General features: G+C 72.2%; 20 protein-coding genes and 1 riboswitch. Of the genes, 11 read left to right on the forward strand and 9 right to left on the reverse strand.

All coding sequences use genetic code 11. The annotated features are described in order from the left end of the window. Positions 1 to 236 precede the first annotated feature (236 nt). Positions 237 to 767: a DoxX family protein gene (locus IOD14_RS04780; protein ID WP_123991167.1), complete on the forward strand. Its 531-nt coding sequence runs from the start codon at positions 237 to 239 to the stop codon at positions 765 to 767. A gap of 53 nt (positions 768 to 820) precedes the next feature. Here IOD14_RS04780 and IOD14_RS04785 read toward each other — a convergent pair whose 3' ends face one another. After that, on the reverse strand, positions 821 to 1081 hold the full coding sequence (locus IOD14_RS04785; RefSeq protein WP_212669721.1) for a hypothetical protein: 261 nt from the start codon (positions 1079 to 1081) through the stop codon (positions 821 to 823). After that, entirely contained in the window at positions 1068 to 2591 is a 1524-nt protein-coding gene (locus IOD14_RS04790; protein ID WP_212669722.1) for a PspC domain-containing protein, read from the reverse strand. The genes IOD14_RS04785 and IOD14_RS04790 overlap by 14 nt, the downstream gene beginning before the upstream one ends. A 178-nt stretch (positions 2592 to 2769) precedes the next feature. Between IOD14_RS04790 and IOD14_RS04795 the strand changes: the two genes are divergently transcribed. Both IOD14_RS04795 and IOD14_RS04800 read left to right on the forward strand, forming a co-directional pair. Next, positions 2770 to 4062: an ATP-binding protein gene (locus tag IOD14_RS04795; protein WP_123991170.1), complete on the forward strand. Its 1293-nt coding sequence runs from the start codon at positions 2770 to 2772 to the stop codon at positions 4060 to 4062. After that, positions 4059 to 4784, forward strand: a complete 726-nt coding sequence (locus IOD14_RS04800; RefSeq protein ID WP_123991171.1) for a response regulator transcription factor — start codon at positions 4059 to 4061, stop codon at positions 4782 to 4784. The genes IOD14_RS04795 and IOD14_RS04800 overlap by 4 nt, the downstream gene beginning before the upstream one ends. Before the next feature lie 32 nt (positions 4785 to 4816). Here IOD14_RS04800 and IOD14_RS04805 read toward each other — a convergent pair whose 3' ends face one another. Further along, a complete protein-coding gene (locus tag IOD14_RS04805) occupies positions 4817 to 5878 on the reverse strand; it encodes a C40 family peptidase (protein ID WP_212669723.1) in 1062 nt (353 codons plus the stop codon). A gap of 455 nt (positions 5879 to 6333) precedes the next feature. Between IOD14_RS04805 and IOD14_RS04810 the strand changes: the two genes are divergently transcribed. Continuing rightward, the gene (locus IOD14_RS04810) at positions 6334 to 6687 is read left to right on the forward strand and encodes a hypothetical protein (protein WP_123991173.1); all 354 of its coding nucleotides are present in this window, start codon (positions 6334 to 6336) and stop codon (positions 6685 to 6687) included. On the opposite strand, the gene IOD14_RS04815 is transcribed toward IOD14_RS04810, so the two are convergent. Further along, positions 6665 to 7648, reverse strand: coding sequence for a tellurite resistance/C4-dicarboxylate transporter family protein (locus IOD14_RS04815; RefSeq protein WP_212669724.1), 984 nt, complete (start codon positions 7646 to 7648; stop codon positions 6665 to 6667). The two genes, IOD14_RS04810 and IOD14_RS04815, sit on opposite strands and share 23 nt — an antisense overlap. Before the next feature lie 301 nt (positions 7649 to 7949). Beyond that, positions 7950 to 9092 (reverse strand): C40 family peptidase, encoded by a 1143-nt coding sequence (locus tag IOD14_RS04820; protein WP_212669725.1) that lies wholly within the window; start codon positions 9090 to 9092, stop codon positions 7950 to 7952. An 8-nt stretch (positions 9093 to 9100) separates the two neighbouring features. Then, positions 9101 to 9270: riboswitch (cyclic di-AMP (ydaO/yuaA leader) on the reverse strand. Positions 9271 to 9570: 300 nt separating this feature from the next. Here IOD14_RS04820 and pcrA point away from each other — a divergent pair. Next, positions 9571 to 12054, forward strand: a complete 2484-nt coding sequence (gene pcrA, locus IOD14_RS04825; protein WP_123991176.1) for a DNA helicase PcrA — start codon at positions 9571 to 9573, stop codon at positions 12052 to 12054. 66 nt (positions 12055 to 12120) lie between these two features. Here the strand turns inward: pcrA and IOD14_RS04830 are convergent, their stop codons facing one another. Next, positions 12121 to 13689 carry a M23 family metallopeptidase gene (locus IOD14_RS04830; protein ID WP_212673202.1) on the reverse strand — a complete coding sequence of 523 codons (1569 nt, stop codon included), beginning with the start codon at positions 13687 to 13689 and terminating at the stop codon, positions 12121 to 12123. 282 nt (positions 13690 to 13971) lie between these two features. Beyond that, complete coding sequence (locus IOD14_RS04835) at positions 13972 to 14841, reverse strand: alpha/beta fold hydrolase (protein WP_212669726.1); 870 nt, start codon at positions 14839 to 14841, stop codon at positions 13972 to 13974. A gap of 326 nt (positions 14842 to 15167) precedes the next feature. Here IOD14_RS04835 and IOD14_RS44715 point away from each other — a divergent pair, with 326 nt between their 5' ends. Both IOD14_RS44715 and IOD14_RS04840 read left to right on the forward strand, forming a co-directional pair. Continuing rightward, positions 15168 to 15290: a hypothetical protein gene (locus tag IOD14_RS44715; RefSeq protein WP_280844817.1), complete on the forward strand. Its 123-nt coding sequence runs from the start codon at positions 15168 to 15170 to the stop codon at positions 15288 to 15290. A 125-nt stretch (positions 15291 to 15415) separates the two neighbouring features. After that, a complete protein-coding gene (locus tag IOD14_RS04840) occupies positions 15416 to 15832 on the forward strand; it encodes a cobalamin B12-binding domain-containing protein (protein ID WP_212669727.1) in 417 nt (138 codons plus the stop codon). A 242-nt stretch (positions 15833 to 16074) separates the two neighbouring features. Here IOD14_RS04840 and IOD14_RS04845 read toward each other — a convergent pair whose 3' ends face one another. Both IOD14_RS04845 and IOD14_RS04850 read right to left on the reverse strand, forming a co-directional pair. Further along, positions 16075 to 17685 carry a DUF5691 domain-containing protein gene (locus IOD14_RS04845; RefSeq protein WP_123991179.1) on the reverse strand — a complete coding sequence of 537 codons (1611 nt, stop codon included), beginning with the start codon at positions 17683 to 17685 and terminating at the stop codon, positions 16075 to 16077. 41 nt (positions 17686 to 17726) lie between these two features. Next, positions 17727 to 19082, reverse strand: coding sequence for an SWIM zinc finger family protein (locus IOD14_RS04850; protein ID WP_123991180.1), 1356 nt, complete (start codon positions 19080 to 19082; stop codon positions 17727 to 17729). A gap of 157 nt (positions 19083 to 19239) precedes the next feature. Between IOD14_RS04850 and IOD14_RS04855 the strand changes: the two genes are divergently transcribed. The 4 genes from IOD14_RS04855 (at position 19240) to IOD14_RS04870 (ending at position 26001) form a co-directional block, all read left to right on the forward strand. Further along, the gene (locus IOD14_RS04855; RefSeq protein WP_212669728.1) at positions 19240 to 20370 is read left to right on the forward strand and encodes an AAA family ATPase; all 1131 of its coding nucleotides are present in this window, start codon (positions 19240 to 19242) and stop codon (positions 20368 to 20370) included. Between the two features lie 298 nt (positions 20371 to 20668). Further along, positions 20669 to 23176, forward strand: coding sequence for a DUF5682 family protein (locus IOD14_RS04860; protein ID WP_249125831.1), 2508 nt, complete (start codon positions 20669 to 20671; stop codon positions 23174 to 23176). Between the two features lie 376 nt (positions 23177 to 23552). Beyond that, positions 23553 to 24731, forward strand: coding sequence for a VWA domain-containing protein (locus IOD14_RS04865; RefSeq protein WP_212673204.1), 1179 nt, complete (start codon positions 23553 to 23555; stop codon positions 24729 to 24731). A 229-nt stretch (positions 24732 to 24960) separates the two neighbouring features. Next, positions 24961 to 26001, forward strand: a complete 1041-nt coding sequence (locus IOD14_RS04870; protein WP_212669729.1) for a hypothetical protein — start codon at positions 24961 to 24963, stop codon at positions 25999 to 26001. Positions 26002 to 26477 lie beyond the last annotated feature (476 nt).

A 26477-nucleotide genomic window follows, 5' to 3' on the forward strand; every position in this document is an offset into this window, starting at 1 on the left:
CCGTGGTACCGCGCGATCCGGCGAACGGCTCGTGGTGGCGCCGGGTCACTGCAACCCCCCAGGGGCGCGGGGAACTGCGCGACCAGCCACGACGGACCCGCACCCGCCCGACCACCTGATCCGGCACCCCCATAGGCGCCCGGCACAAACTTCGGTTCGTGTTGAGCAGCGCAGCGCCCCCGTGCGTATCGTCTTGTGAGGGGTCTCGGCACGCTGGTGAGAGGCGGCTCGACGCGATGACTCACAGTTTTCGTACGGACACGCATGCCCCCTACTACGACGACGAACGGTCCTGGCGGGACAACATCGGGCAGTACGCGTTGCTGCCGTTGCGGATCTTCCTGGGTGTCACCTTTATCTACGCCGGCCTGGACAAGCTGACCGACAGCGCCTTCATGAAGGACTCCGGTTCGGGCTCCATCGGCGACATGATGCGCACGGTTCGGGACTCCTCGGCCATCCCCGCACTGGTCGACCTGTCGCTGAAGAACCCCGTCGGCTTCGGCTACGCCATCGCCTTCGGTGAACTGGCCGTCGGTATCGGCACCCTGCTCGGCATCCTCGCCCGCCTGGCCGCGCTCGGCGGTGCGCTGATCTCGCTCAGCCTGTGGCTGACCGTGAGCTGGGGATCCGACCCCTACTACTACGGCAACGACCTCGCCTACCTGATGGCCTGGCTGCCGCTCGTCCTCGCGGGTGCCCCCATGTTCTCCGTGGACGCCGCCTTGCGTGGCCGCCGACGGCAACGGGCGGGAGGCTACCGGTAGCTCCGGTCGGCGGAGCTACCGGTGACGGGGGAGCGGCGGCGTCTCCTGCGCGGTCAGCGGGGTACGGACGGCTGGGGCGGTGTCCGGTCGGCCTCGGGTGGTGTGGGCCTGCGGCGCCTGTCGCGGTGGTTGCGTACGGTTCGGGCCAGCAGGCCCACCGCGCCCGCCAGGCAGAGGCCGCCCACGACCATGGGGATCACCGCGAACCACGGGGTGTCCCAGGCGCCGCCCGCGTCACCGGCGTAGGTGATGCCCGCGAGGGTCAGGAAGACGCCGGCGACCAGTTTTCCCGGTCGGAACTCATGACGCAGCACGGCTCACCTCCGCCTGGCCGATGCCGACCCGTAGGTCGATGTCGAGGGTGCCGGTGTTCTTGTCGCCCGAGACCGGTGTCAAGGTGACCTCCTTGCGCTTGCCCGGGGCCACGTCCACGTCCGCCTGGTCGTCGCCCGGCAGTTGGATGTCGCCCACTCCCACGTCGACGACCGCCTTCACCGTCACGTCCGGCGGCACGATCACCACCAGCCGGCCCACACCGACGTCGGCCTGGGTGGTCACCGTGCGGCCCTTGGCGAAGTCGACGCGGGACAGGTCCAGGGTGCCCACTCCGGTGCCGAGTTCGTAGCTCGGGCGGATGTCCTGGGCCGCTGCCGGTGTCCAGTTCGTGCGGACCCAGTGGGTGGTGATGTCCTTCGGGAGCGCGGCCGAGGTGGCGAGCAGGCCCGCGGTGACGATCGCGAGGAAGATCGAGCCCGCTCCCGTGCGCCCCAGGAAGGAGCTGATCGCTATGCCCAGGCCCAGGACGATCAGCGCGCAGGACAGACCGGTCTGCAGGCTGGTGCCCAGGGCGTGGTCCTCCCAGGTCGCTCCTGTGCCTAGGCCGCCGGCCAGCAGGGCGAGCAGGAAGACCCAGCCGCCGATCCAGCGGGGGCCGCGAGGCTTGGCGGGGCGGATGCCGGCCGCGCGGATGTCCTCGCGGCGGCTCCAGGAGACGCCCCGGCCGATGTTGACGGCCGCCGCGATGTCGCGGTCGCGGGAGTCGCTCGGACCCCACAGATAGCCCGTGCCACCGACGTGGGTGCCGTCCTTGACGATGGGGTCGCGCCACCAGGACGGGTAACCGGCGGCCACCGGCGGGGCCTGGGCCTCCGGCGGGGCGTCGGCGACGGCCTGCGCGGCGAGCGGGTCGGGGTCGGGGGTGCCGCGGTTGCGCGACCAGTACCCGGCGCCCGCGAGGAGCAGGGAGAGGACCACGGCGAAGGCCAGCACGCCGGTGTTGCTCAGCATGGTCAGGAAGACCCCGCAGCCGACCAGGGCGAACAGCACGCCGGTCAGCGCCTGGCCGTCCACCCGGCCGGTGAGCAGCTTGCGCACCTCGTTCTCGTCCTCGTCCTCGTACGGGACGAGGAGCCAGGCGAAGCCGTAGAAGATGAGGCCTATGCCGCCGGTCGCCGACAGCACGGCGAGCGTGATGCGGAAGATCACCGGGTCCATGTCGCACTGGCGCCCGAGTCCGGCGCACACCCCGGCGAGCAGCTTGTGTCGTCGGTCCCGCCGGAGGCGCAGGGGGGCGGTGGGCGTGTCCTCGGCGGGAGCCGTGTCCTGGGGTGCGGTGGTGGGCGGGGCGGGGGTGTCGGTCGTCGTCCGGTGCCCGACGGGTTCGGTGGGAGTGTCCGCCGGTGTGCCTCCTTCTTGCCGCGTGCCCGCCCGCCCGTGCGCGCGCGAAGCCTCGCCGGTGTCGGCGGGCGTGCCCGCGCCGGGGCCGGTGCCCGGGTCCGGGCCTCCGCCGGATCCGGCGCCCGCGGCGTGCTGGTGATCTGTCATGTGTCCATGGTGACGGGCGCGGGGGCGCGGCGGGAGTCGGAACGACCCTGGCCGGACCCTGATATCGGCCCTGAGAGGGGGAGGGGAAGCGTTCGGACGGCGCGCCGTTCGAAGATCAGGGGAGTCTCGGGGGACAACCCTGATGCCCCCGGACTCCGGCCGTGTGACCATCGATGGCATGCCGGAAGCCGCTGCAGCGCCACTCGTCGAACCGCGGCCGCCGCGCAAGCTCTACCGCAGCAGTGACGGACGCTGGCTGGGTGGTGTGGCGCGGGGGCTCGCCGGGCATCTCGGGCTGCCCGTGATCTGGGTGCGGCTGGTCTTCGTCGGCCTGTTCATGGCGGACGGGCTCGGTGCGTTGCTGTACGCCGCGTTCTGGTTCTTCGTGCCGCTCGGCGTCGGCGGCGTCGCGGGGCAGAGGCCCCCGTCCCTGGTCACCACCGAGACCTCGCCCGACGGCCGCCGCAGACTGGTCGCCCGCCGCCCGGACAAGGGCCAGATCGTGGCCCTGCTGCTCATGGTCGTCGTCGCCATGGTCTTCGTCGGCAATGTCAAGGTGGGCAATGGGGCCAAGGCCTACCTCTGGCCGGCCGTCCTGGTCGGCGCGGGCGTCGCCCTGGTCTGGCGCCAGGCGGACAATGCCCGCCGCGCCCGCTGGATGGAGGTGGGCCGCCGTCGGCGCACCCTGACGCTGCTGCGTGCCGCGGGCGGTGTCCTCCTCGTCACCGCGGGTGTCTCCGGGGTCTTCGTCCTCCAGGGCTCCACCGCCCACCTCGGTTCCGTCCTCCAGGCGGCCCTCGCGGTCCTCGTCGGGATAACGCTCCTCGCGGGGCCGTATCTCGTCCGCATGACCCAGGACCTCTCCGAGGAGCGCCTGATGCGCATCCGTGCCCAGGAGCGCGCGGAGGTCGCCGCCCACGTCCACGACTCGGTGCTGCACACCCTGACCCTGATCCAGCGCAACGCGGAGAATGCGAGCGAGGTGCGCCGCCTCGCCCGCGCCCAGGAGCGCGACCTGCGCACCTGGCTGTACAAACCCGAGGGCACCGGCAAGGACGAGGCCGACGAACCCACCGACCTCGCCGACGCGGTGCGGCGCAATGCCGCCGAGGTCGAGGACAAGCACGGCGTCCCGATAGAGGTCGTGGTCGTCGGCGACTGCCCGCTCGACGAGAGAACCGGCGCACAGATGCAGGCCGCGCGCGAGGCGATGGTCAACGCCGCCAAGTACGGTGGCGAGGGCGGCGCCGTACAGGTCTACGCCGAAGTCGAGGGCAGGACGGTCTTCGTGTCCGTCCGGGACCGCGGCCCCGGCTTCGACCTCGACTCGATACCCGCCGACCGGATGGGTGTCAGAGAATCGATCATCGGCCGCATGGAGCGCCATGGCGGCACGGCCCGGCTGCGTGCGGTGCCGGACGGCGGCACGGAGGTCGAGCTGGAGATGGAGAGGGCGGAGAAGACGTCATGAGCGACCCCACCGAGGCGAACACGGGCCCTGTTGAACCGACGCCGGCCGGCGGCGCGGGCGAGCGGCACGTGCGCGTGGTCCTCGTCGACGACCACCGCATGTTCCGTACGGGCGTCCAGGCCGAGATCGGCAGGACCGAGGAGACCGGCGTCGAGGTCGTCGGGGAGGCCGCGGACGTCGAGCAGGCCGTCACCGTCATCACCGCGACCCGCCCCGAGGTCGTGCTCCTCGACGTCCATCTGCCGGGCGGCGGCGGGGTCGAAGTGCTGCGCCGGTGCGCCCCGTTGATGGCCGACGCCGAGCAGCCCGTGCGCTTCCTCGCCCTGTCCGTCTCGGACGCGGCCGAGGACGTGATCGGAGTGATCCGGGGCGGTGCGCGCGGCTATGTGACGAAGACGATCACCGGCACGGACCTCGTCAACTCCGTCTTCCGCGTCCAGGAGGGCGACGCCGTCTTCTCGCCGCGCCTGGCCGGCTTCGTCCTGGACGCCTTCGCCTCCACCGACGCCCCGCCGGTCGACGAGGACCTCGACCGTCTCACCCAGCGCGAGCGCGAGGTGCTGAGGCTCATCGCGCGCGGTTACGCCTACAAGGAGATCGCCAAACAGCTGTTCATCTCGGTGAAGACGGTCGAGTCCCATGTCTCGGCGGTGCTGCGGAAGCTGCAGCTGTCGAACCGGCACGAGCTGACCCGATGGGCGACGGCTCGCCGGCTGGTCTGACGCACAGGCCACAGGCCACAGGCCACACGCGTTCACACCACGCGTGTGGCGCCCGCGAACGGCATCTGGTCGATGGGCGCCACCCGCACCGGTGCCGAGGGGTTCGGGGCGTGGATCATCTGCCCGTTGCCGATGTAGAGGCCCACGTGGCTGATACCCGAGTAGAAGAACACCAGGTCACCGGGGAGGAGTTCGGAGCGCGAGACGCGTCGCCCCGCGTCGATCTGCGCGTAGGTCGTACGGGGCAGGGAGATGCCCGCGGAGCGGTACGCGGCCTGGATGAGCCCCGAGCAGTCGAAGGCGTCCGGGCCGGTGGCCCCCCAGACATAGGGGCTGCCGAGCTTGGAGTAGGCGTAGGACACGGCCGCGGCCGCACGGGAGTTGGGCGCCTCCGTGGTGGCCGCGCCGGGCGTCGTGAGCTCCGCGCGTGCCCCTGTCGCGGCCCGCGAGGCGCGATCCCCTTCCGCCGCGAGCCCCGCGCGCTCCTCGGCCGACAGCCGGGACATCAGCCGGCGGGCCGCGCCCAGCTTGCCGGTGATCGTCTCCTTGTGGCGTCTCAGCTCCGCCTGACGCGACTTCAGCGAGGCCAGCTCGACGTGCGCGGCCCCGCGCAGCTGCTCGATCTCCCGCAGCTCCCGGCGCACGTTCGCCACCGAGGTGGCCTGGCGGGCACCGGCCCGTTCGGCGAACTCGGCGCCGTCCAGGTACCGGTCGGGGTCGTCGGAGAGCGCGAGCTGCATCGCGGGGTCGATCCCGCCGCCGCGGTACTGTGCCGCGGCCATCGAACCCAGCGCGTCCCGGGCCTCGTTGAGCCGTTCGGTCCTGCGCGCCGCCTCGTCCCGCAGGCCGCCCAGCCGGGTCTCGGCCGCCTCCGCCTTCTCCTTCGCGCCGTTGTACTTCTCGGTGGCGGCCTCGGCCTCCTGGTACAGCCGGTCCACCTTCGCCTTGACCTGCGCCGGTGTGAGCTGCGGCTCGGCGTGTCCGATCCCGTCGAAACCCGTCGCGGTCGCTGCCCCCGCGAGGGCGATCGTCGCTGCCGTACGGACCGTATGGCCACCGGCCGAGCGGCTGCGGGGCTTGCGGTGTGCTGCCACGTGGACTGCACGTCCTTTCCTGCGATCGGCCGCCCCGGGCGCAGGGACGTACGAACGCCAGGGGGGAGCGGCCGTACGACCGCCCGGGGCGGTGTGCGCGTCCGGCGACGGCTCGCACAGGGGGAGCGGGCCGCCGCCGGACCTTCTCGGCGGTGGTGGCCGACTGCCGCCCCTGGCCCGGGCGGCGGTGGGGAGCCGGTCACCTGGTGGAGGACGCTAAACCGGACCGTGTCCGGGAGGTAACGCGTTGTGCGGAACTGCCGCCAGGGGACCGCCTGGTGACCGAAGGTGACCGTGATCCCCGGGGGGCACCGTCGACTTCGCGCGGTGCGCTGACCGAACCCGGGATAACGGGGCCCGTGACGGGCGGGGAGTGCTATGGGCCGCATATATGCAAGATCCGCGCGAGGGGCCGGTGCGAGCGTCCCCCGCACCCAGGAATAGGCTCCGGCCTCATGGACGTACTCATCCATCTCTTCGTCGGCCTGCACATCATCGGCATCGCCTCGCTGCTCGGCGGGTTCCTCACGCAGATGAAGGCGATGGGCCAGGGCACCGCCCGGTTCGTCCCGGCGATGCTGCACGGCGCCGCGACGATGCTGGTCACCGGGGTGATCCTGGTCGGCCTCAACCAGGCCGACGACCAGCACGTCAACAACATCAAGATCGGCGTGAAGCTGGCCCTGCTGATCGTGATCCTCGGCCTCGTCTATGTGAAGCGGGACGACGAGACGGTGGACAAGAGCCTGTTCGGCCTGGTCGGCGCGTTGACCACGGCCAACGTCTTCATCGCCGTCCTGTGGACCTGAGGGCGGTGCGGGCGGCGCCGGCCGCCCACGCGGCGACGGCCAGCCAGGCCGCCACCGCGACCCACAGCAGCACCTCACCGGGCGTCCTCAGCCACGGGAGGTCCACGGCGGCCGAGACCGCCAGGGTCGCCGCCGCGGTCATGCCCATGGGGAACACGGTGGCCCAGCGGCGCACGTCGTAGCGCGGGCGCGGCCGGAGGACCTCGGCCGTCAGCAGGACGGCGTACCAGGCCAGGTCGAGCATCAGCAGGGCGACGGTCACCGCGCGCAGCACGCCGTGGTCGTCGTCGTTCCACAGGTACAGGCGCGCGCTGTCCGCGGCGATCAGCTTCGAGCCGGCGAGCGCCGAGATGGCGAGCGCGCCGCCCGCGATCCACTGGTCGCCCGCTCCCTCCAGCACCTGGCGCAGGTCGAAGCGGAAGAACGCGACACCGTAGAGGACCAGGCCGAGCCAGAACAGGACGAGCGCCGTGTGCGCGAGCCAGGCCGCCGACTCGGCCGCGGCGAGCGTGGCGCCGAGGACCGCGAGGCCCTGGGTGGCCACACAGCACAGGAACACCCCGCCGGGCATCCGCCGCCTCCAGTGCCTCATGACGAGCACGAGCAGCAGCGGCCACAGCAGCGCGGACAGTGCCAGCAGCGCCTCGGCGAGGGTCTGCCGGCCTAGCGCCGAGAAGCGGGTGCCGAGGACGGTGGTCGCCGCCACGGCCGTCAGGGCGCCCGGTGTCCCGGCGTCCGCGACCCATCGCTCGCGCTCCCGCAGCAGTCGTACGGCGAAGCCGGCGGCCAGTGCCAGCCAGGCCGCGCAGCCGATCACCAGGGCGATGCGGGACAGCGTCTCGTGACCGGCCAGGTGCAGCCCGACGGACACGATGGCGGTCGCCATCACGGCGGCCCCGGCCGCGGGCGGGCGCCGCGTCCACCAGGCGCTCAGCAGGGAGTACGGGGAGGTGCCGGACATGTGCCGATGCTAGGAAGCCCCGCGTGCCGTGCGAGCGGGGCGCGCACGCGCGCGTGCGGAAATACGCGCGGGCGCAGGAGCCGCCGCCGTTCGCGGGCGCTGGAATCCTCCGCGGCGCACGGACGAAAGGGTCCTGCCTGCGCGGACGAAGGGGTCCTGCCCGCGCGGACGAAAGGGTCCTGCCTGCGCGGACGAAAGGGTCCTGCCCGCGCGGGCGAAGGGGCCTGTCGGCTCGGGCGAGAGGGTTCTGTCCGCGCGGACGAAAGGATCCTGCCCGCGCGGGCCGCCGACGAGCGGTGGCTCAGGCCGGGCGCACCACGCTGTGGATCCCCGACTCGCCGTCGTAGTAGATCGACTCCTCGCGGACGTACGCGCCCGGCTTCGGGGCGTGGATCATCATGCCGTTGCCGATGTAGAGGCCGACATGACTGATGTCGTCGTAGAAGAAGACCAGGTCACCGGGCTGGGCGTCGGCCAGGGAGACCGTGGTGCCGGCGTTGACCTGGTCGTAGGTGACGCGCGGGAGGTCGACTCCGGCGGCCTTCCAGGCGGCCTGGGTGAGCCCCGAGCAGTCGTAGGAGTCGGGGCCGGTGGCGCCCCAGACGTACGGCTTGCCGATCTGCGCGCGGGCGAAGGCGAGGGCCTTGGCGGCCTTGGTGGCGTACGAGGAGTCGGGCGCCGTCGACGTGCTCGAACCGGTGGAAGCCGGCGCGCTCTCCTGTTGGGCCGCCTTCTCCGCGGCCGCCTGCTGCTGCGCCAGCTCCGCCGCCCTGCGGGCCGCCTCCTCCTGCTTCCGCTTCTCGATCGCCGCGAGACGCGCCTTCTCCTGGGCCGTCAGCTCCGACAGCAGGTCACGCGCGTCGGCGAGCTTCTTCTGGACGGTCGCCTTGGCGGTCTTCAGGTCGCTCTGCGTCTCGCTGAGCGTCTGAAGGCTCTGGGAGGCCTCCTGGCGCTTCTTCATCGTCGCGGACTGCTCGGAGACGTAGTCGTCGACCGCGCCCTTCTGGCGGCTCGTCAGACGGCCCATCAGCTGCGCCTGGTCGAAGTAGTCCTGCGGGGTGTCGGCGAGCAGGAAGGTCGCGGTGTCGGGCGCGGCGGCGCCGGTGCGGTACTGGGCCGCGGCGAAGGAACCGAGTTCCTCGCGCGCCTCGTTGAGCTTCTGGGTGCGCTGGGCGACGTCGTCGAGGAGGGTGTCGACCTGCTTGCGCTGCTTGGTCGTCTTCTCCTTGGCGGCGTTGTAGCTGTCGGTCGCCGACTCGGCCTGGCGGTAGAGGTCGTCGACCTTCTTCTCGACCTCTTCGAGGCTGGGCCTGTCGTCGGCCGGCGCTGCGTTCGCCGACTGGGACAGCAGGGCCACGGAGGTGAGGGCGGCCGTTGCGAGGGCCGGGGTCCGTATGCCTGCCACGCGCGTACCGACGGGACGCGACTTGCGGTGCGACGCCAAGGGAGGCGACTCCTTCCCATGCTCCGCCTACCGAGTTAGCTGTCGGGTTCGGGCGAAGTGCTTCGGAAGGTTTGCCCTACGGCGCTCCCCTGCGCGGGAGTGGGCCGATTCACCCCAAGTTCGGTGGGTCCCCGGCTCCGGGCGCGCGGCGGCGCTGCGGACTCGGCGGAGGCAGTACGGCCCGGCGAGGTTCGCCGGAAGGGGTCGTACGGCCTGCCCGGAACGGTAGCCAACTGGTGTGGCCTCTGTGAAGGTTGATGTTCGATATGCCCGATACATTTTCGTGACCTAACTCCCAGGCGCCGCTCCATGTGTTCGATTCGTAATGATTTGTTTTCCTGGGCTCATTTCGTCTGGTTGACGATATCTGCCCGCTTTCCGGGGTCGGCTTCCGGCCAGCCGCGGTCGGACGGTGATTCGGGCGATGTTCTCGGGGCGGCGGCGGGCTGTCAGTGGGGAGCCCTAGACTCGGAGAGCGATGAGCAGCCTCTTTGACGACAGCTTCCTGGCGGACCTCCAGGCCCCTCGCGGGCATGCGGAGGAACCCCCGCCGCCGCCCGAGGACGAGCACGTACCGGAGCAGGTTCCGGACGATCTGTTCGGTGGGAAGTTCGACGTGCCCCCGGACCGGGACGCCTACTACCGCGACGGCGCCCCGCGCCCGGTCGTGGACCCGGCCGCCCTCCTGGAGGGGCTGAACGAGAACCAGCGCGCGGCCGTCGTGCACTCCGGTACCCCGCTGCTCATCGTGGCCGGCGCCGGCTCCGGCAAGACCCGGGTGCTCACCCACCGCATCGCCCACCTCCTCGGCGAGCGCCATGTCCACCCGGGCCAGATCCTCGCGATCACCTTCACCAACAAGGCCGCGGGCGAGATGAAGGAGCGCGTCGAGCAGCTCGTCGGCCCGCGCGCGAACGCGATGTGGGTGATGACCTTCCACAGCGCCTGCGTGCGGATCCTGCGCAGGGAGTCGAAGAAGCTCGGGTTCACCTCCTCTTTCTCGATCTACGACGCCGCCGACTCCAAGCGCCTCATGGCCCTGGTCTGCCGCGACCTGGACCTCGACCCCAAGCGGTACCCGCCGAAGTCCTTCAGCGCCAAGATCAGCAACCTGAAGAACGAGCTGATCGACGAGGAGGACTTCGCCGCCCAGGCCACCGACGGCTTCGAGAAGACCCTCGCCCAGGCGTACGCCATGTACCAGTCGCGGCTGCGCGAGGCCAACGCCCTCGACTTCGACGACCTGATCATGACGACGGTCAACCTGCTGCGGGCGTTCCCCGATGTCGCCGAGCACTACCGGCGCCGCTTCCGGCATGTCCTGGTCGACGAGTACCAGGACACCAACCACGCCCAGTACGCGCTGGTCAGGGAGCTGGTCGGGACCTCCGAGCACCCGGTGGACGTACCCCCGAGCGAGCATGACCTGCCGCCCGCCGAGCTCTGTGTCGTCGGTGACGCCGACCAGTCGATCTACGCCTTCCGCGGCGCGACCATCCGCAACATCCTCCAGTTCGAGGAGGACTACCCGGACGCGACGACGATCCTCCTGGAGCAGAACTACCGCTCCACCCAGACGATCCTCACCGCCGCCAACGCCGTCATCGAGCGCAATGAGTCCCGCCGCCCCAAGAACCTGTGGACCAACGCGGGCGCGGGCGCGCGCATCACCGGCTATGTCGCCGACACCGAGCACGACGAGGCGCAGTTCGTCGCCGACGAGATAGACCGTCTCACCGACGCGGGCGACGCGAAGGCTGGCGATGTCGCCGTCTTCTACCGCACCAACGCGCAGTCCCGAGTCTTCGAAGAGGTCTTCATCCGCGTCGGCCTGCCCTACAAGGTCGTCGGCGGCGTCCGCTTCTACGAGCGCAAGGAGGTCCGGGACGTCCTGGCCTACCTGCGCGTCCTCGCCAACCCGGAGGACTCCGTGCCGCTGCGCCGGATCCTCAACGTCCCCAAGCGGGGCATCGGCGACCGCGCGGAGGCGATGATCGACGCCCTCTCCCAGCGCGAGAAGATCAGCTTCCCGCAGGCGCTCAAGCGCGTCGACGAGGCGTACGGCATGGCCGCGCGCTCCACCAACGCCGTCAAGCGGTTCAACGTGCTGATGGAGGAGCTCCGCACGATCGTCGAGTCCGGAGCGGGTCCGGCGACCGTCCTGGAAGCCGTGCTCGAACGCACCGGTTACCTCGCCGAGTTGCAGGCCTCCACCGACCCCCAGGACGAGACCCGCATCGAGAACCTGCAGGAACTCGCGGCCGTGGCCCTGGAGTTCGAGCAGGAGTCCGGTGAGGGCGAGGAGACCGGCTCGCTCTCCGACTTCCTGGAGCGGGTCGCGCTCGTCGCCGACTCCGACCAGATCCCCGACGAGGACGAGGACGGCTCCGGAGTCATCACCCTGATGACCCTGCACACCGCCAAGGGCCTGGAGTTCCCGGTCGTCTTCCTCACCGGCATGGAGGACGGCGTCTTCCCGCACATGCGCGCCCTCGGCCAGACCAAGGAGCTGGAGGAGGAGCGGCGGCTGGCGTACGTCGGCATCACGCGCGCGCGTGAGCGGCTCTATCTGACCCGGTCCTCACTGCGCAGCGCGTGGGGGCAGCCGTCGTACAACCCGCCCTCCCGCTTCCTCGAGGAGATCCCGGCGCAGCACGTCGACTGGAAGCGCACCGGGGCGGTCGCCGCTCCCGCGGGACCGGTCTCGGGGGTCGCGGCCTCGCTGTCGTCCTCCCGCTCGCGCTCCTCGGCGTCGGGCGCGTCCGGGTTCGCCACCCGCAGGACCTCGGAGAAGCCGGTGGTCGCGCTGGCCGTCGGCGACCGGGTCACCCACGACCAGTTCGGCCTCGGCACGGTGGTCGGGGTCAAGGGCACGGGCGCCAACGCCGAGGCGACGATCGACTTCGGGGAAGCCAAGCCGAAGCGGCTGCTGCTGCGGTACGCGCCGGTGGAGAAGCTGTAGACCGGGCGGGTCAGGAAGGGCGCTGGGCCCGGGGAGTCACATCGGGTCCAGCCGGTGGGTGGCCGGTTACGTCGGGTCCAGCCCGTGGCTGCGCAGCCACGGCAGCGGGTCTATGGCCGAACCGCCCGCCGGGTGCACCTCGAAGTGCAGGTGCGGGCCGGTCGAGTTGCCGGAGTTGCCGGAGTACGCGATCGGGTCGCCGGCCTTGACGGTCGTACCGGAGGCCACGCGGTAGCTGGAGAGGTGGCAGTACCACGTCTCCGTGCCGTCCTTCGCCGTCACGACCATCATGTTGCCGTAGGCGCTGTTCCACTGCGTGCGGACGGTGCCGTCGGTCGCGGCCATCACCGTGGTGCCGTACGACACCGGGAAGTCGATGCCGGTGTGGACGGACATCCAGTTGACGCCGGACTGGCCGAAGTAGGCGCTGAGACCCCGTTGAGCGACCGGCAGCGCGAACTTCGGGCGCAGCCGCTCCTTGCGGGCCGCCTCCTCCGCCGCCTTCTTCTTCTCGGCCACCTGCTGGGCCTTGAGGTCGATGCGCTCCTGCGTACGGCTGGCCCGGTCGGCGAAGTCGTCGGCGCCGGCCGAGAGGCTCTCGAGCTGGGTGTCCAGCTTGTTGTTCGCGGCGGCCGGCTGAACGGCGGTGGCGTCCGCGAGGGTCCGCGCGGTGTCCTTGTCGTCGCCGGTCAGGGTGCCGACCGAGGCGGCGGCGATCCCGGCGACGCCCATGACACACGCCGAGGGGACGGCAATCGTCAGCAGCGCGGAGCGCTTGGCGGGCATACGGCGGCGGGAGCGGCTCGCGTTGCGCGCGGCGACACGGGAGCCCGGAGCGGGGGCCGCTGTCGGCTCCTCCTGCTCGTCCAGGAGCGGGGCGTCCTCGTCGTGGACGACGGGCATCTCGCCGGTGGCGGTGGTGGCCGCTCCGGTGGTGTCGGCGGCGGCCGACTCGCCGTCGTGCGAGGTGTGTTCGGCGTAGGCCTCGCCGTAAGGATTCGCCTCGCCGTACGCGTGGCTCTCCTCGTACGCCTGGCCTTCCTCGTAGGTGTGGGTCTCGTCGTAGCCGACCTGCTCGAAGGTGGCCGTGGGCTGCGGGTCGGCCGCCGTGCCGTCGGAGTTCCACTGCGTGGCGTCGTACGCCCCGGTGTCGAAGGTCTGCGTGCCCCATTCCCAGTGCTGGGTCTGGTCGGCCGGGCCCGCGGTCCGGTCCTGCTGGTGCCAGGAACTCGCGTCCCACTGCCCGCTGTGGTCGGCGGCGCCGCCCTGCGGGGGGATCGCGGCGAGCTGCTGGTGGTCGCCGCCCCACTGGGTGGCGTCGTACGCGCCGGTGTCGTAGGCGGCGTGGTGCTGGGCCGCGTACATGTCGTAGTTCAGGGTCTGGTGACCGCCGGTGTTCCAGGTCGAGGCGTCGTACGAACCGGTCGCGTCGCCCGGCATGTTGCCGAAGAGCGGGTCGGTCTCGAAGCTGCCGGTGGCGTGCGCGCCGGTGCCCGAGACATCGGGACCGGTGGTGCCGAAACCGGTGGCGTCGTAGCTGCCGTACGTGGTGAAGTCGCCGTACGGGGCTTCCTGGGTGCCGTACGTCGCGTAGTGCGACGAGTCGGCGTCGGAAGCCGGGGCCGGGGTGGTCATGGTCCCCGACGGGTGACGGTCGTTCACCAACTTCTCTTTCGCCTCGACAACAGGGGCTGCCAGAGCAGTGCGGCGACTGTACCCGGCGGTATGCGGGCGCGACAATCTTCAACTGGTTTTGAGCGCGCAGGAAACGGGCATTCGGCTCTGTTTCGGGGGACTGCGGGCGCGACTTTGGCTCTGTGTTCGAAGGATGTTCGATGTCGGCCCGCGCTCCGGCGGCTGTCGGCGAGCTGTCGGCGGCCTGTGACCGCAGGCCGTGACCGGTGGCCGGTACGACCGTTACGCCACGGTCAGTCCGCTTGTGCGGCCGGCCGTCTCCTCCCCGGCCTGCGCGGTGTCGAGCACCTGCCGTATGCCGGTCGCCACGGCGGGATGCACGGGCAGGGCGAGATGCCCGATCCCGCTCACCCGGACGTTCTGCGCCGTGAGGTCGGGGTGGTCGATACAGGCGGTCTCCAGCGGATCCATCAGGTGGTCGAGGTCGCTCCAGAAACTGACGAAGTGCGTACGGCAGCCAGGGGCCGGCCGAGTGAGCTCCTCGAGCAACTCCGAGCCGGGGCGCATCTGGCGCACGATGGGGTGCGCGTTGGCCAGCGGCACCACCCGGGTGCCGGAGTGCGGGGTGCCGAGCGTCACCAGGGTGCGGACCCGGCTGTCGCCGCCGAGGCACTGTACGTAGTACCGGGCGATCAGGCCGCCGAGGCTGTGCCCGACGACATCGACCTGCTCACTGCCCGTGCGCTCGCAGATCTCCTCTATGTGCCGGCCGAGCAGCTCGGCCGCGGCGCGGACGTCACAGGTCAGCGGGGAGTAGTTGAGCGACTCGATCTGCTGCCTGCCGTGCTGGGCGAGGCTGCGGCGCAGGAGCACGAAGACCGAGCGGTTGTCGATGAAGCCGTGCAGCAGGACGACCGGGGGCTTGGCCTCCGTCGGCAGCTGTGCGGCGCCGTCCTCCGGCGCGGGGAGCGCGGGCAGGGGGGAGCGGCGCTCCTGGGTGATGCCGGACGGGTAGAGCAGGAGGTGTCCCGCGAGAATCGCGATCTCCAGGGCGGTCGCCTTCAGGAGGGCCAGGGAGAGTCCCGCCAGCCTGCTGGGAATCAGGCGCTGGCAGAGCGGAAGAAAGGGCAGCACCGCCTTGGTGACCTTCATGGCCGACCTCCTGTCGGCACACGGGAGGACTGCTCCGTCCCCCGTGTGCGCTCATGGGGAGTCGCGGCGGAGGTCGACGCCTGCGTGGCGCGAGGGGAGCGCGGGAGAGGGGTGCGGCGGTCGGCGCGGGGTTCCGGGGCTGCCGGACGGGCCGGCGGAGCTGACGGAGCCGGTGGTGCGGTTGGTGCGTTTGATGCAGGCGGTACCGACGGTGCCGGGGCTTGAGCCGGTCGTATCGGTGGTGCCTATGGTGCTCGCGGTGCTGGTGGTGCGCCGGTGACGTCACGAGCCGCTCCGCCGGTGTGGCGACGAGGCTGCCCGCTGTCATGCCTTACCTGTCCTACGTGCCCTTCGTGCCGTCGCCGGCGCGCCGCACCACCGTGACGCGCGGCCTGCGGCCCGGCGGTGCGGCGACCTCGTTGCGGCTCCCGAACGTGTCCCAGGTGTGATTTCCCCCTCGGCGTCCACCGCGAAACTGCAAGGTGCGTGATGGCAGCGATAACGTTCGTTCACATTCCCGGTCTGTGCGGTACTAGTCGGTACGAATGGACGCAGTCGCTTCATGGAGGCAGTGATGGGTGTGACAGCCGGTCCGATCCGCGTCGTGGTGGCCAAACCGGGGCTCGACGGTCACGATCGCGGAGCCAAGGTGATCGCGAGGGCGCTGCGCGACGCGGGCATGGAGGTCATCTACACCGGCCTCCACCAGACCCCCGAGCAGATCGTCGGCACCGCGATCCAGGAGGACGCCGACGCGATCGGTCTCTCCATCCTCTCCGGCGCCCACAACACGCTGTTTGCCGCGGTGATCGACCTGCTCAAGGAGCGGGAGGCCGAGGACATCCTGGTGTTCGGCGGCGGGATCATCCCGGAGGCGGACATCCCTGCGCTGAAGGAGAAGGGCGTCGCGGAGATCTTCACGCCGGGGGCGACGACGCAGTCGATCGTGGACTGGGTGCGGGAGAATGCGCGGGCGTCGGCTGGGGCGTAGGGCGTAGGGCGTAGGGCGTAGGGCGTAGGGCGTAGGGCGTAGGGCGTGCGGGTGCGGGTGCGGGTGCGGGTGCGGGTGCCGGGGGCGGTCCGGGGGTCGGGTGCGGGTTGTTGGGGGCTGGTCGCGCAGTTCCCCGCGCCCCTGGGGTGGGGTCGGTAGGCGCCGGTTGACAGGTCGCCCTTGTTCCGCGTGAAGAGTGAAGGCAGAGGCCCCGGGGCCCTCGCCGCCGGACAGGTCGCGAGCTACGCCACCTCCAGCTCCTCCGCCATCGCCGCACGCAACCGCAAGGTCGTCACCAAGCGCTGGAACGCCTCCGCCCAGTAGCCCCCCGCTCCGGGACTCGCGTCCTCCCCTTCGTCCGGCACCGCCATCAGCCCCTCCAGTCGACCCGCCTCGGCCGGATCGAGACATCGCTCCGCCAGCCCCATCACCCCGCTGAAGCTCCACGGATAACTCCCCGCGTCCCGAGCGATGTTGAGCGCGTCGACGACCGCCCGCCCCAGCGGCGCGGCCCACGGCACCCCGCACACCCCCAGCAGCTGGAACGCCTCCGACAAACCGTGCGTCGCGATGAACCCGGCGACCCACTCGGCCCGTTCGGCGGCCCCCAGGGTGCTCAGCAGCTTGGCCCGCTCCGCCAGGGACACCGCTCCGGGCCCCCCGGCCTCCGGTGCCGCGGGTGTCCCGAGCAGCGCCCGCGCCCACCCGGCGTCCCGCTGTCGTACGGCGGCCCGGCACCATGCCGCATGCAGGTCGTTCCGCCAGTCGTCCGTCACAGGCAGCGCCACGATCTCCTCGGGTGTCCGCCCCCCGAGCCGTCCCGTCCACACCCCCAGGGGCGCGGCCTCCACCAACTGCCCGAACCACCAGGAGCGTTCCCCCCGACCCGAGGGCGCCTTCGCCACGACACCGTCGCGCTCCATGCCCGCATCGCACTCGTGCGGCGCCTCTACGAGGATCGACGGCGCGTCCCCGGTGTGGTCGACCGCCACGCAGGCCCCGGCCCTGACCGCCATCCGCGCCGCCAGGGCCGAACCCGGCAGCGCCGACAGCAACTCCGCCGCCGTCGCCCGCACGTTGCGACTGCGGTCCGCCAGTGCCTGCTCCAGGAACGGCTCGTCGTCCGGCCCCAGCCCCGTCCGCAGCGAGTCGAGGAACATCAGCCGGTCCTCGGCCCGCTCGGTCGCCCAGGTCGTGGCGAGCAGCTCACGCGCCGCGGCGGGCTCCCGGGCCCGTATCGCCGCGAGGAGCGCCACCCGCTCGGCGAACAGGCCTTCCTCCCACAGCAGGCGGACGCTTGCCGTGTCCTGCGGCGACGGCAGGGCTGTTCCACCGCCCGGTGTCGCCCGCAGGGCGAACCGCCAGTCCGGGTTCAACCGGGCGAGCCAGATGGCACGCGAGCCCGCGAACGCCAGCGCCGCCGGCCGTAGATCCGTACGCCCCCGGGCCGCGTCCAGCAGTGCGGGCAGCAGCTGCGGGGGCGCCGCGTAACCGCGGGTGTTCGCCGTCGCGAGCCACTGCGGCAGCAGCTCCATCAGATCCGGTGCCGTGCCCCGGCGGCCCCCACCGCCCGTGCCCGGCCGGTCGGCGAGCAGCGTCGCGAGCCGGCGGGCCGCCGCCGCGGGCAGGGCGGGGCGTGTGTCCTCGGGCGCCGGCTGCGGCCGCTGGGCGGCGCGCGCGGGCCTGATCCCGGCCCGCCGCCGTACGGTCTCCGCGGCCGCCGCGTCCAACAACGCCACCGGTGCCTCGGGACCGGCCGCGACGCCGGGCGGTGTGCGGCGCGCGGTGCCGAGCAGGGCCGAGGTGACGAGCTCCTCCCAGGCGTCCGGCGCGGGAGCGGAGGTCCTGTCCATGTGGTTCCTTTCCGTCCGGTCGGTTGCCGGGCCGGTTCCGGTCAGCACAGTCGCACCGCCTCGCCCGCGCCCTGCGGCCACGCCGTCAGCGGGGTGAAGCCGCGGTGGCCGCACTCGCCGAAGACCTTCACCGGGGCACCGCCCGAGAGCGCGACCAGGCGCCACAGGCCTGGTCGGGAGCGGGCGGATGCGGTGAGCGGCAGCGCCGAGTCGCCCTCGGCGTCGGCCAGTTGCCAGGCGTCCCCGTCCGGGGCCGGTATCACCCGGTCCAGGGTCATGGGGACGGAGTCGAGCCACGGATCGTCCCGCAGCGCCTCGCCGTAGCGGGCGGCGGCCTGTTCGGTCGTCACTCCCGGCGGGCGGGCCGTCGAGGGCACCGGAGGCGCGAACTGCTCGCCGAGCGCCCCACGCGACTGACCGGAACCGGGATAGGCGGAGACCTCCGCCTCCAGTTCCAGCCCCACCGGAAGCGCCAGTTCGGGAGAGCGTCCGGCGGCGCCGTAGGAAAGGAGCAGTGCCGTGCGGCCGGAGTCCGTGCCGTGCAGCCAGATCCGGCGGGTCGTCAGACGGGCGTCGGCCGTGTCGTACTGGGCGAGGACCAGCCAGCGGTCCCGTAGAGCAGGACCGTCCGCCGAGGCGGGCAGGCCGATGCGGGAACGGACCGTCGACGAGAGGCCGTCCGGCAGCCGCTCGCGGCGCAGCCAGCCCTGGTCGAGAAGGTGGAGGAGAGCGCACTCCTCCAGCAGCCGCACCGGCCAGCCGGGCCCGGACGACGGAATCGACCCCAACTCCCGCACCCGTGCCGCGAGTCCCGGGGCCTGGGCGTCCACCATGCGGGCGGCCGTCTCCTCCCACATGCCGTACCCCGCCTGTTCCGCCCCCGCCAGGCCGCCGCGCAGCAGATCCGCCAGCCGCTGCTCCAGCTCCGTCGCACCCGCCGTGATCCGCGCTGCCCGGCGCTCCGCTCTGCGCCGCGCCGCGTCCGGGTCACCGGACCCCGCGGCGGAACCGGCCGCGTCCGCCGCCCGCTTCTCCTGCGCCCGCTGCCTCCTGCCCTCCGCCCACTGCTCCGCCCAGTCCGGCACCGGCCCCGGCGGCACCGCGCCCTCCCCGCCCGCCCAGAGCAGCAACAGTCCGAGCGCGTGCTTGCACGGGAACTTGCGGCTCGGGCAACTGCACTTGTACGCCGGACCGGCGGCGTCCGCGATGTCGATGACCGTCTGATACGGCTTGCTGCCACTGCCCTTGCACAGCCCCCACACCGTCCCCTCGTCGGAACTCCCCGCCTCGGACCACGGCCCGGCCGCGCCGAGTTTGCTTCCCGCTTTGCGTGAGGCGGCGTCAGGAGCCAGTGCCAGCACCTGATCCGCCGTCCAGCGCACCCCCTGCTGAGTCATGTCATCGAAGGTAGATCCCCCCACTGACAATCGGCCCGGGGCTGACCGGCGATCCGGCCCCCGTGAGCGAGTTTCCGCAGGTCGGATCGCATTGTCAGTGGCGTGGTGCACGGTTGGTGACAGATCCGAACCGGCCGAGCTGGAGGGGGCCTCAGCCATGTCTGTGTCCGTGGAACCGACGAGCGTGGAACCGAAGCAGGAAGAGCCGGCCGAGGCGTTGCGGCCGCATGCCGAGGAAGCCTTCGCCGGTGAACTCGCCGCGCTCGCCGCGCAGGACGATCGCCCGCGCCCGACCCGCTGGAAGCTGTCGCCGTGGGCGGTGGCGACGTACCTGCTCGGCGGCACCCTGCCGGACGGCACGGTGATCACCCCGAAGTACGTGGGCCCGCGGCGCCTCGTCGAGGTCGCGGTCACCACCCTCGCCACCGACCGCGCCCTGCTCCTGCTCGGCGTGCCCGGCACCGCCAAGACCTGGGTGTCCGAGCACCTCGCCGCGGCGGTCAGCGGCGACTCGACACTGCTCGTGCAGGGCACGGCGGGCACACCGGAGGAGGCGATCCGCTACGGCTGGAACTACGCGCAGCTGCTCGCCAACGGCCCGAGCCGCGACGCCCTCGTGCCCAGCCCGGTGATGCGGGCCATGGCGGAAGGGATGACGGCCCGGGTGGAGGAGCTGACCCGTATCCCGGCCGATGTGCAGGACACGCTGATCACGATCCTGTCCGAGAAGACGCTGCCGATACCGGAGCTCGGCCAGGAGGTGCAGGCGGTCCGCGGCTTCAACCTCATCGCCACGGCCAACGACCGGGACCGCGGGGTCAACGACCTCTCCAGCGCCCTGCGCCGCCGTTTCAACACGGTCGTGCTGCCGCTGCCGGAGAGTGTCGAGGCCGAGGTCGACATCGTCTCGCGCCGCGTCGACCAGATCGGCCGATCCCTCGATCTGCCGGCCGCGCCCGACGGCATCACCGAGATCCGCCGTGTCGTGACGGTCTTCCGTGAGCTGCGCGACGGGGTGACGTCCGACGGCCGTACGAAGCTCAAGTCGCCCAGCGGCACGCTGTCGACCGCGGAGGCCATCTCGGTCGTCACCAACGGGCTCGCCCTCGCCGCCCACTTCGGCGACGGCGTCCTGCGGGCCGGGGACGTCGCCGCGGGCATCCTCGGCGCCGTCGTCCGCGATCCGTCGGCCGACCGGGTCATCTGGCAGGAGTACCTGGAGGCGGTCGTCCGCGAGCGCGACGGCTGGAAGGACTTCTATCGGGCCTGCCGGGAGGTGAGTGCGTGAGGGACGACCTGAGTCGGGGCCGCGAGGGGCTGGAACGGCCGGAGCCCACGGAGGAGAAGGCGCGGGCTGAGGTTCGTCGAGCGGGGACGCACGGGGCCACGACGCACAGGGCACGACGCACGGAGGCACCTGGAGCGGCCGCGGTAGCGGCGGTGCCGGTGCCGGTTGCCGAGGCGCGCGGAAGCAAGGGGGACGGGTGTGACAGGTCTGACGGGTCTTGAGCGGGACGGCGGCCAGGGTGGCATCGCGGCCGTCGGCGAGGACGACTCCAAGTGGCCCCGAAGGGCAGGGGGACGGCGTGAGCGACGTGGGTGAGGTCGGGACGGGGCCTTTGTTGCTCGGGGTGCGGCATCACGGGCCCGGGTCGGCGCGGGCCGTGCGGGCGGCGTTGGACGCGGCCCGGCCCCGGGTCGTGCTGATCGAGGGGCCGCCCGAGGCCGACGCGTTGATTCCGCTGGCAGCCGAGGAGGACATGCGACCGCCGGTGGCGCTCCTCGCCCATGCCGTGGACGAGCCGGGCCGTTCGGCCTTCTGGCCGCTGGCCGAGTTCTCCCCGGAGTGGGTGGCGATCCGCTGGGCGCTGGAGCACGAGGTCCCGGCCCGCTTCATCGACCTGCCGGCCACGCACACGCTGGTGTGGGGGAGGGACGAGGAGGCCGCACAGCCCACCGACCGACCCGACGGACCCGCCACCGACGTGGGGCCTGCGGCGTCGGACGTCGAGCCTGCGGCGCCGGGCGATGAGCCTGAGGCGTCGGGCGACGAGCCGGCCGCTTCGGGTGACGAGCCCGCTGTTCATGACGCCGTCCGGGTCGACCCGCTCGGTGTGCTTGCCGAGGCCGCCGGATACGACGACCCCGAGCGGTGGTGGGAGGACGTCGTCGAGCACCGGGGCACGGGGCAGGGGGACGTGTTCGAGCCGTTCACCGTGCTGGAAGAGGCGATGGGGGTGCTGCGGGAGACGTACGGGACCGGTGGACACGACCGGGACCTCGTGCGGGAGGCGTACATGCGGCTCCAGATGAGGGCCGCGCAGCGGGAGTTCGGGGACGACGTGGCCGTCGTGTGCGGCGCCTGGCACGTGCCCGCACTGCGGCGGAAGAGCACGGTCGCCGCCGACAAGGCCCTCCTCAAGGGCCTCCCCAAGGTCAAGGCGGACATGACGTGGGTGCCGTGGACGTACCGCAGGCTCTCGCGGCACAGCGGCTACGGCGCCGGGATCGACTCGCCCGGCTGGTACGGGCATCTGTTCGGCGCACCGGACCGGCCCGTCGAGCGGTGGCTGACCAAGGTGGCGGGGCTGCTCCGGGACGAGGACCGGATCGTGTCCTCGGCGCACGTCATCGAAGCCGTACGGCTGGCCGAGACGCTCGCGGCAATGCGCGGCCGCCCCCTGCCCGGCCTGAGCGAGACGACCGACGCCGTGCGGGCGGTGATGTGCGAGGGCTCGGACGTGCCGTTGGCGCTGGTGCACGACCGGCTGGTGGTCGGGGACGTGCTGGGGGAGGTGCCGCAGGCGGCGCCCGCGGTGCCGTTGCAGCGGGACCTCGACCGGATCCAGCGGCGGCTGCGGATCAAGCCGGAGGCGCTGGAGCGGGAGCTGGAACTCGACCTGCGCAAGGAGAACGACGCCGAGCGCAGCAGGCTGCTGCACCGGCTGCGGCTGCTGGGTGTGGCGTGGGGCGATCCGGTGGCCTCGCGGGGGAGCACGGGCACATTCCGGGAGACGTGGCGGCTGCGATGGGAGCCGGAGCTGTCGGTGCGGGTCGCCGAGGCGGGGGTGTGGGGCACGACCGTGCTCGCCGCGGCCACCGCCAAGGCGGAGGCGGACGCCGTCTCCGCGTCCGGGCTCGCCGACGTCACCGCCCTCGCCGAGCGCTGTCTGCTGGCCGAACTCCCGGACGCCCTGCCCACGGTGATGCAGATCCTCGCCGACCGGGCCGCGCTGGACGCGGACGTCGGCCACCTCGCCCAGGCCCTGCCGGCCCTCGTCCGGTCCCTGCGCTACGGCGATGTGCGCGGCACCGACACCGGCGCCCTGACCGAGGTCGCCGCGGGGCTCGCCGAACGCGTCTTCGTCGGCCTGCCTCCGGCCTGCGCCGCGCTGGACGCGGAGGCGGCGGAGGAGATGCGGCGTCATGTGGACGCGGTCCACGGGGCGGTGGGGCTGCTGGGCGAGGTGGCGGCCCCGGACCTCGGGCTCCGCGGCCGCTGGCAGGCCGTGCTCAAGGTGCTGTCGCTGCGGGACACCGTGCCCGGTGTCATTCGGGGGCGGGCCGTGCGACTGCTGCTGGACGACGGGGAGTTGGCGCAGGACGAGGCGGCGCGGCTCATGGGACTCGTGCTGTCACCGGGGACGGCACCGGGGGACGCGGCCGCGTGGATCGAGGGGTTCGTCGGGGGCGGGTCCGGCGGCGGGATGCTCCTCGTGCACGACGAGCGGCTGCTCGGGCTCGTCGACGCCTGGTTGACGGGGGTGTCGGCGGAGGCGTTCACCGATGTGCTGCCGCTGCTGCGGCGCACGTTCTCGGCGTACGAGCCGGGAGTGCGGCGGACCCTGGGCGAACTGGTCCGGCGGGGTCCCGGACAGCGGGGGAGTGCGGCGGGAGCCGGTTCCGGGATACCGGGTTTCGGGGCGGACCTCGACGGCGACCGGGCGGATGCCGTGCTGCCGGTGGTGCGACTGCTGCTCGGCCTGGATGACGACCACGACGGCGACAACGACGGAAGCGGCGACAACGACGGCTATGGCGGCGACGACTTGGCGCACGCCGACGACAACGACCTTGCGGGGGTGGCGGGATGACGACCGACGTATCGCGGACATCGAGGGGTGGGACCGACAGGTCGGTCGCCGCGGTCGGGGACGGGCGGGGAGGCGCACCCGGGAAAGGGACCGGGTTCCGGGCGAAGCACGGCTCGGTGACGAGCGTGGCCGTGGTCCCGCTCTGGGACCGGTTCCGAACGGGGGCACGGGCATGACGAACGATCGGGCAGTCCCTGGCATCCCGAACGACGTGACGACTTCGGCGAGGCAGAGGACGAGGACGAGGACGAGGCAGAGGACGACAGATGTGGTCATGAGCTCGGGCCGGCGGATCCCGGCGAGCGTCCCGGACAGCGTCTCCGCTGCCGCAAGCACCTCCACGGCCTCGGCGGCCTCCACCGCACCCACCGCCCCCATCGCATCTACCTCTCCCACCGTCCCCACCTCTCCCTCCGACGAGCGGCTCCGGCGTTGGCGGCTCGTGCTGGGTGGGGAGGCGGCCGATGGCACCGGGTGTGCGCTCAGTGGGCGGGATGCCGCGATGGACGGGGCGTTGAACTCGCTCTACGGGCGGGGGGACGGGAAGGGACAGGCCGGGAAGGAGCGTTCGGCGGGACTCGGGGCGTCGGCGCCGTCCGTGGCGCGGTGGCTGGGGGACATCCGGACGTACTTCCCCTCCTCGGTCGTGCAGGTCATGCAGCGGGACGCCATCGACCGGCTCGGGCTGTCCGCCCTGCTCCTCGAACCGGAGATGCTGGAGGCGGTCGAGGCCGACGTACACCTGGTCGGCACGCTGCTCTCGCTCAACAAGGCGATGCCGGAGACGACGAAGGAGACGGCACGTGCGGTCGTGCGCAAGGTCGTCGAGGACCTGGAGAAGCGGCTCGCCACCCGCACCCGGGCCACGCTCACCGGCGCCCTCGACCGCAGCGCCCGGATCAGCCGGCCGCGCCATCACGACATCGACTGGAACCGCACGATCTCGGCCAACCTCAAGCACTACCTCCCGGAGTACCGGACGATCGTGCCGGAGCGGCTGATCGGATACGGCAGGGCCTCGCAGTCGGTGAAGAAGGAGGTCGTCCTCTGCATCGACCAGTCGGGGTCGATGGCGGCCTCCGTCGTCTACGCGTCCGTGTTCGGGGCGGTGCTGGCGTCCATGCGGTCGATCGACACACGGCTCGTCGTGTTCGACACGGCGGTCGTCGACCTCACCGACCAGCTCGACGACCCGGTGGAGGTGTTGTTCGGCACGCAGCTCGGTGGTGGCACGGACATCAACCGGGCGCTGGCGTACTGCCAGTCGCAGATCACCCGGCCCGCGGAGACGGTGATGGTGCTCATCAGCGACCTCTACGAGGGCGGCATACGCAACGAGATGCTCAAGCGGGTCGCGGCGATGAAGGCGTCCGGGGTGCAGTTCGTGACGCTGCTCGCGTTGTCGGACGAGGGGGCGCCCGCCTACGACCGGGAGCACGCGGCCGCGCTCGCCGCACTGGGTGCGCCGGCCTTCGCCTGCACTCCCGACCTGTTTCCCGAGGTGATGGCGGCGGCGATCGAGAAGCGGCCGTTGCCGATACCTGACCCAGTGTGAGCCCGAGCCCGCTGCTGGTGATTTGTCGACCCGGTGACCTGCGGCTCGGCAGCAAAACGGACATGACTACGCATCGGTAACAGGGGACTTGCGCGACCTCGGGCACCCCGTGCAAGGATCGGCTTCTCCACAGTCTTCACCCCTTCCCCTCCGTTTTCCTTTCGCTTCCATCCCGTTCCGCTTCGCTTCGTTCCGTTTCGTTCCGTCGCACGGAAGGGCCCGCCCCCTCTTGACCTGGTCAGCTGCGCTCCCCGGTGCCGTTGTGCGCGTGCTGCGCGCGGCGGTCGGGCGGCGCGTGCTGCAAGTCGGGCTGCTGGTGGGCGGGTTGTTCGTGCTCGGCTTCCTCTGCGGGGAGCAGGCGCACGCGGCGGACGGTCTCGGGGTGTTGCCGGGCAGCACCATCGGTCAGCCGGCGAAACCCGCGGCCGAGCCGGTCGCCCCCAAGCCCGGCACCGAAGCTCTGGCCAAGCCAGCCAAGCCGGCTGAACCAATCGGTCCCGTCCCTCCCGCCGGTCCCACCGAACCCGTCGGTCCCACCGAACCCGTCGGTCCAAGCAAGACCGGCGGCTCGGTCACCGACGCCCTCCCGCGCCCGGCCGACGACAAGGTTCTCCGTCCGGTGATCGAGGGCGTCGTCGGAGCCGTGGGCGACGGTGTCGTGCGGCCGGTCGGTGATCTGGTCGAGACGGTGACCACGGGGTTGACCGACACAGTGGGGATACCGGCGCTGCCCACACTGCCGGAGTGGCCGGCGTCGCCGTCGTTCCCGGAGTCCCCGTCGTGGCCGACCCTGCCCACGGTGCCCGGTCTTCCGACGGTGCCGGGCGTGCCCGCGATCCCGGGCCAGACCTTGCCCGCACCCGTACCCACCCCCGCACCCGCCCCGGTCACCGCGGCACCGCAGCCCCAGCCGGGTGATCACGCGGTGACGAAGCCGGTCGGCGACGACGTGACCGGCCCCCGCGGCCGTGCCGTCCAAGGGCCGCGGTTCGCCGGTCACGGCACCGTGACCGGGAGCGGCGCGCACGCCTCTTCCCACCGCACCGCCTCCACCGTCCACCCGCCCGCGCACAAGGCGCCCTCCGACCACCCGGGCGGTGCCCTGGGCGGCAAGTCGGCGGTGGACAACGGCCCGTCGCGACACGGCGACGCGCATGCCGTCACCCCCGAGCACCGGGCGCCGCTGCGGCTCGTGCCCGGCGCCGCCGCGAGCGTCGACGCGGCCGGGACCCGGGACAGGCACCGGGACATCCCCGTCTTCCCCGGCTAGGACAGGCCTTCTCCCGCCGGCGAGCTGCCGTGCGGGGCGGAACAGGGCTGCCCAGCCGTTCGGACACCCCCGGATCACCTCAGATCTCCGGGCGGATCCCCTGGAGCCCCGCGGCTCCGGTCGACCGGTCGCCCTGCCGTTTCAAGGCCCCGAGATCCAGCGTGACGCACAGGACGTCCGGCACCGCGCCTGACCGTCCTCCTCCACCGACTCCGTGAGGCGACGGGCCCCGGACGGCCGAAAGCCGTCGGTCTGTCCTGCCGGAACCTCACGGACAGGGCGACGAGGTCCCCATTGGGGTGGGGATCTACCGCCCAGGCCCCTTCGAGAACGGAAGAAGGGGCTGTTCAAGGGGCCTCACCGGGCCGACCCCAGCCCGGTGAGGCCCTTCACCTTCGGCACGGGGTGCCAGTGAGCGCGGCATCATGTGACAGGTATCACCGCTCAGGTGTGACCCTCGATTTAGGGGCCTCCTG

The organism is Streptomyces sp. A2-16, from assembly GCF_018128905.1.
In the GTDB taxonomy this organism is placed as follows: Bacteria; Actinomycetota; Actinomycetes; order Streptomycetales; family Streptomycetaceae; genus Streptomyces.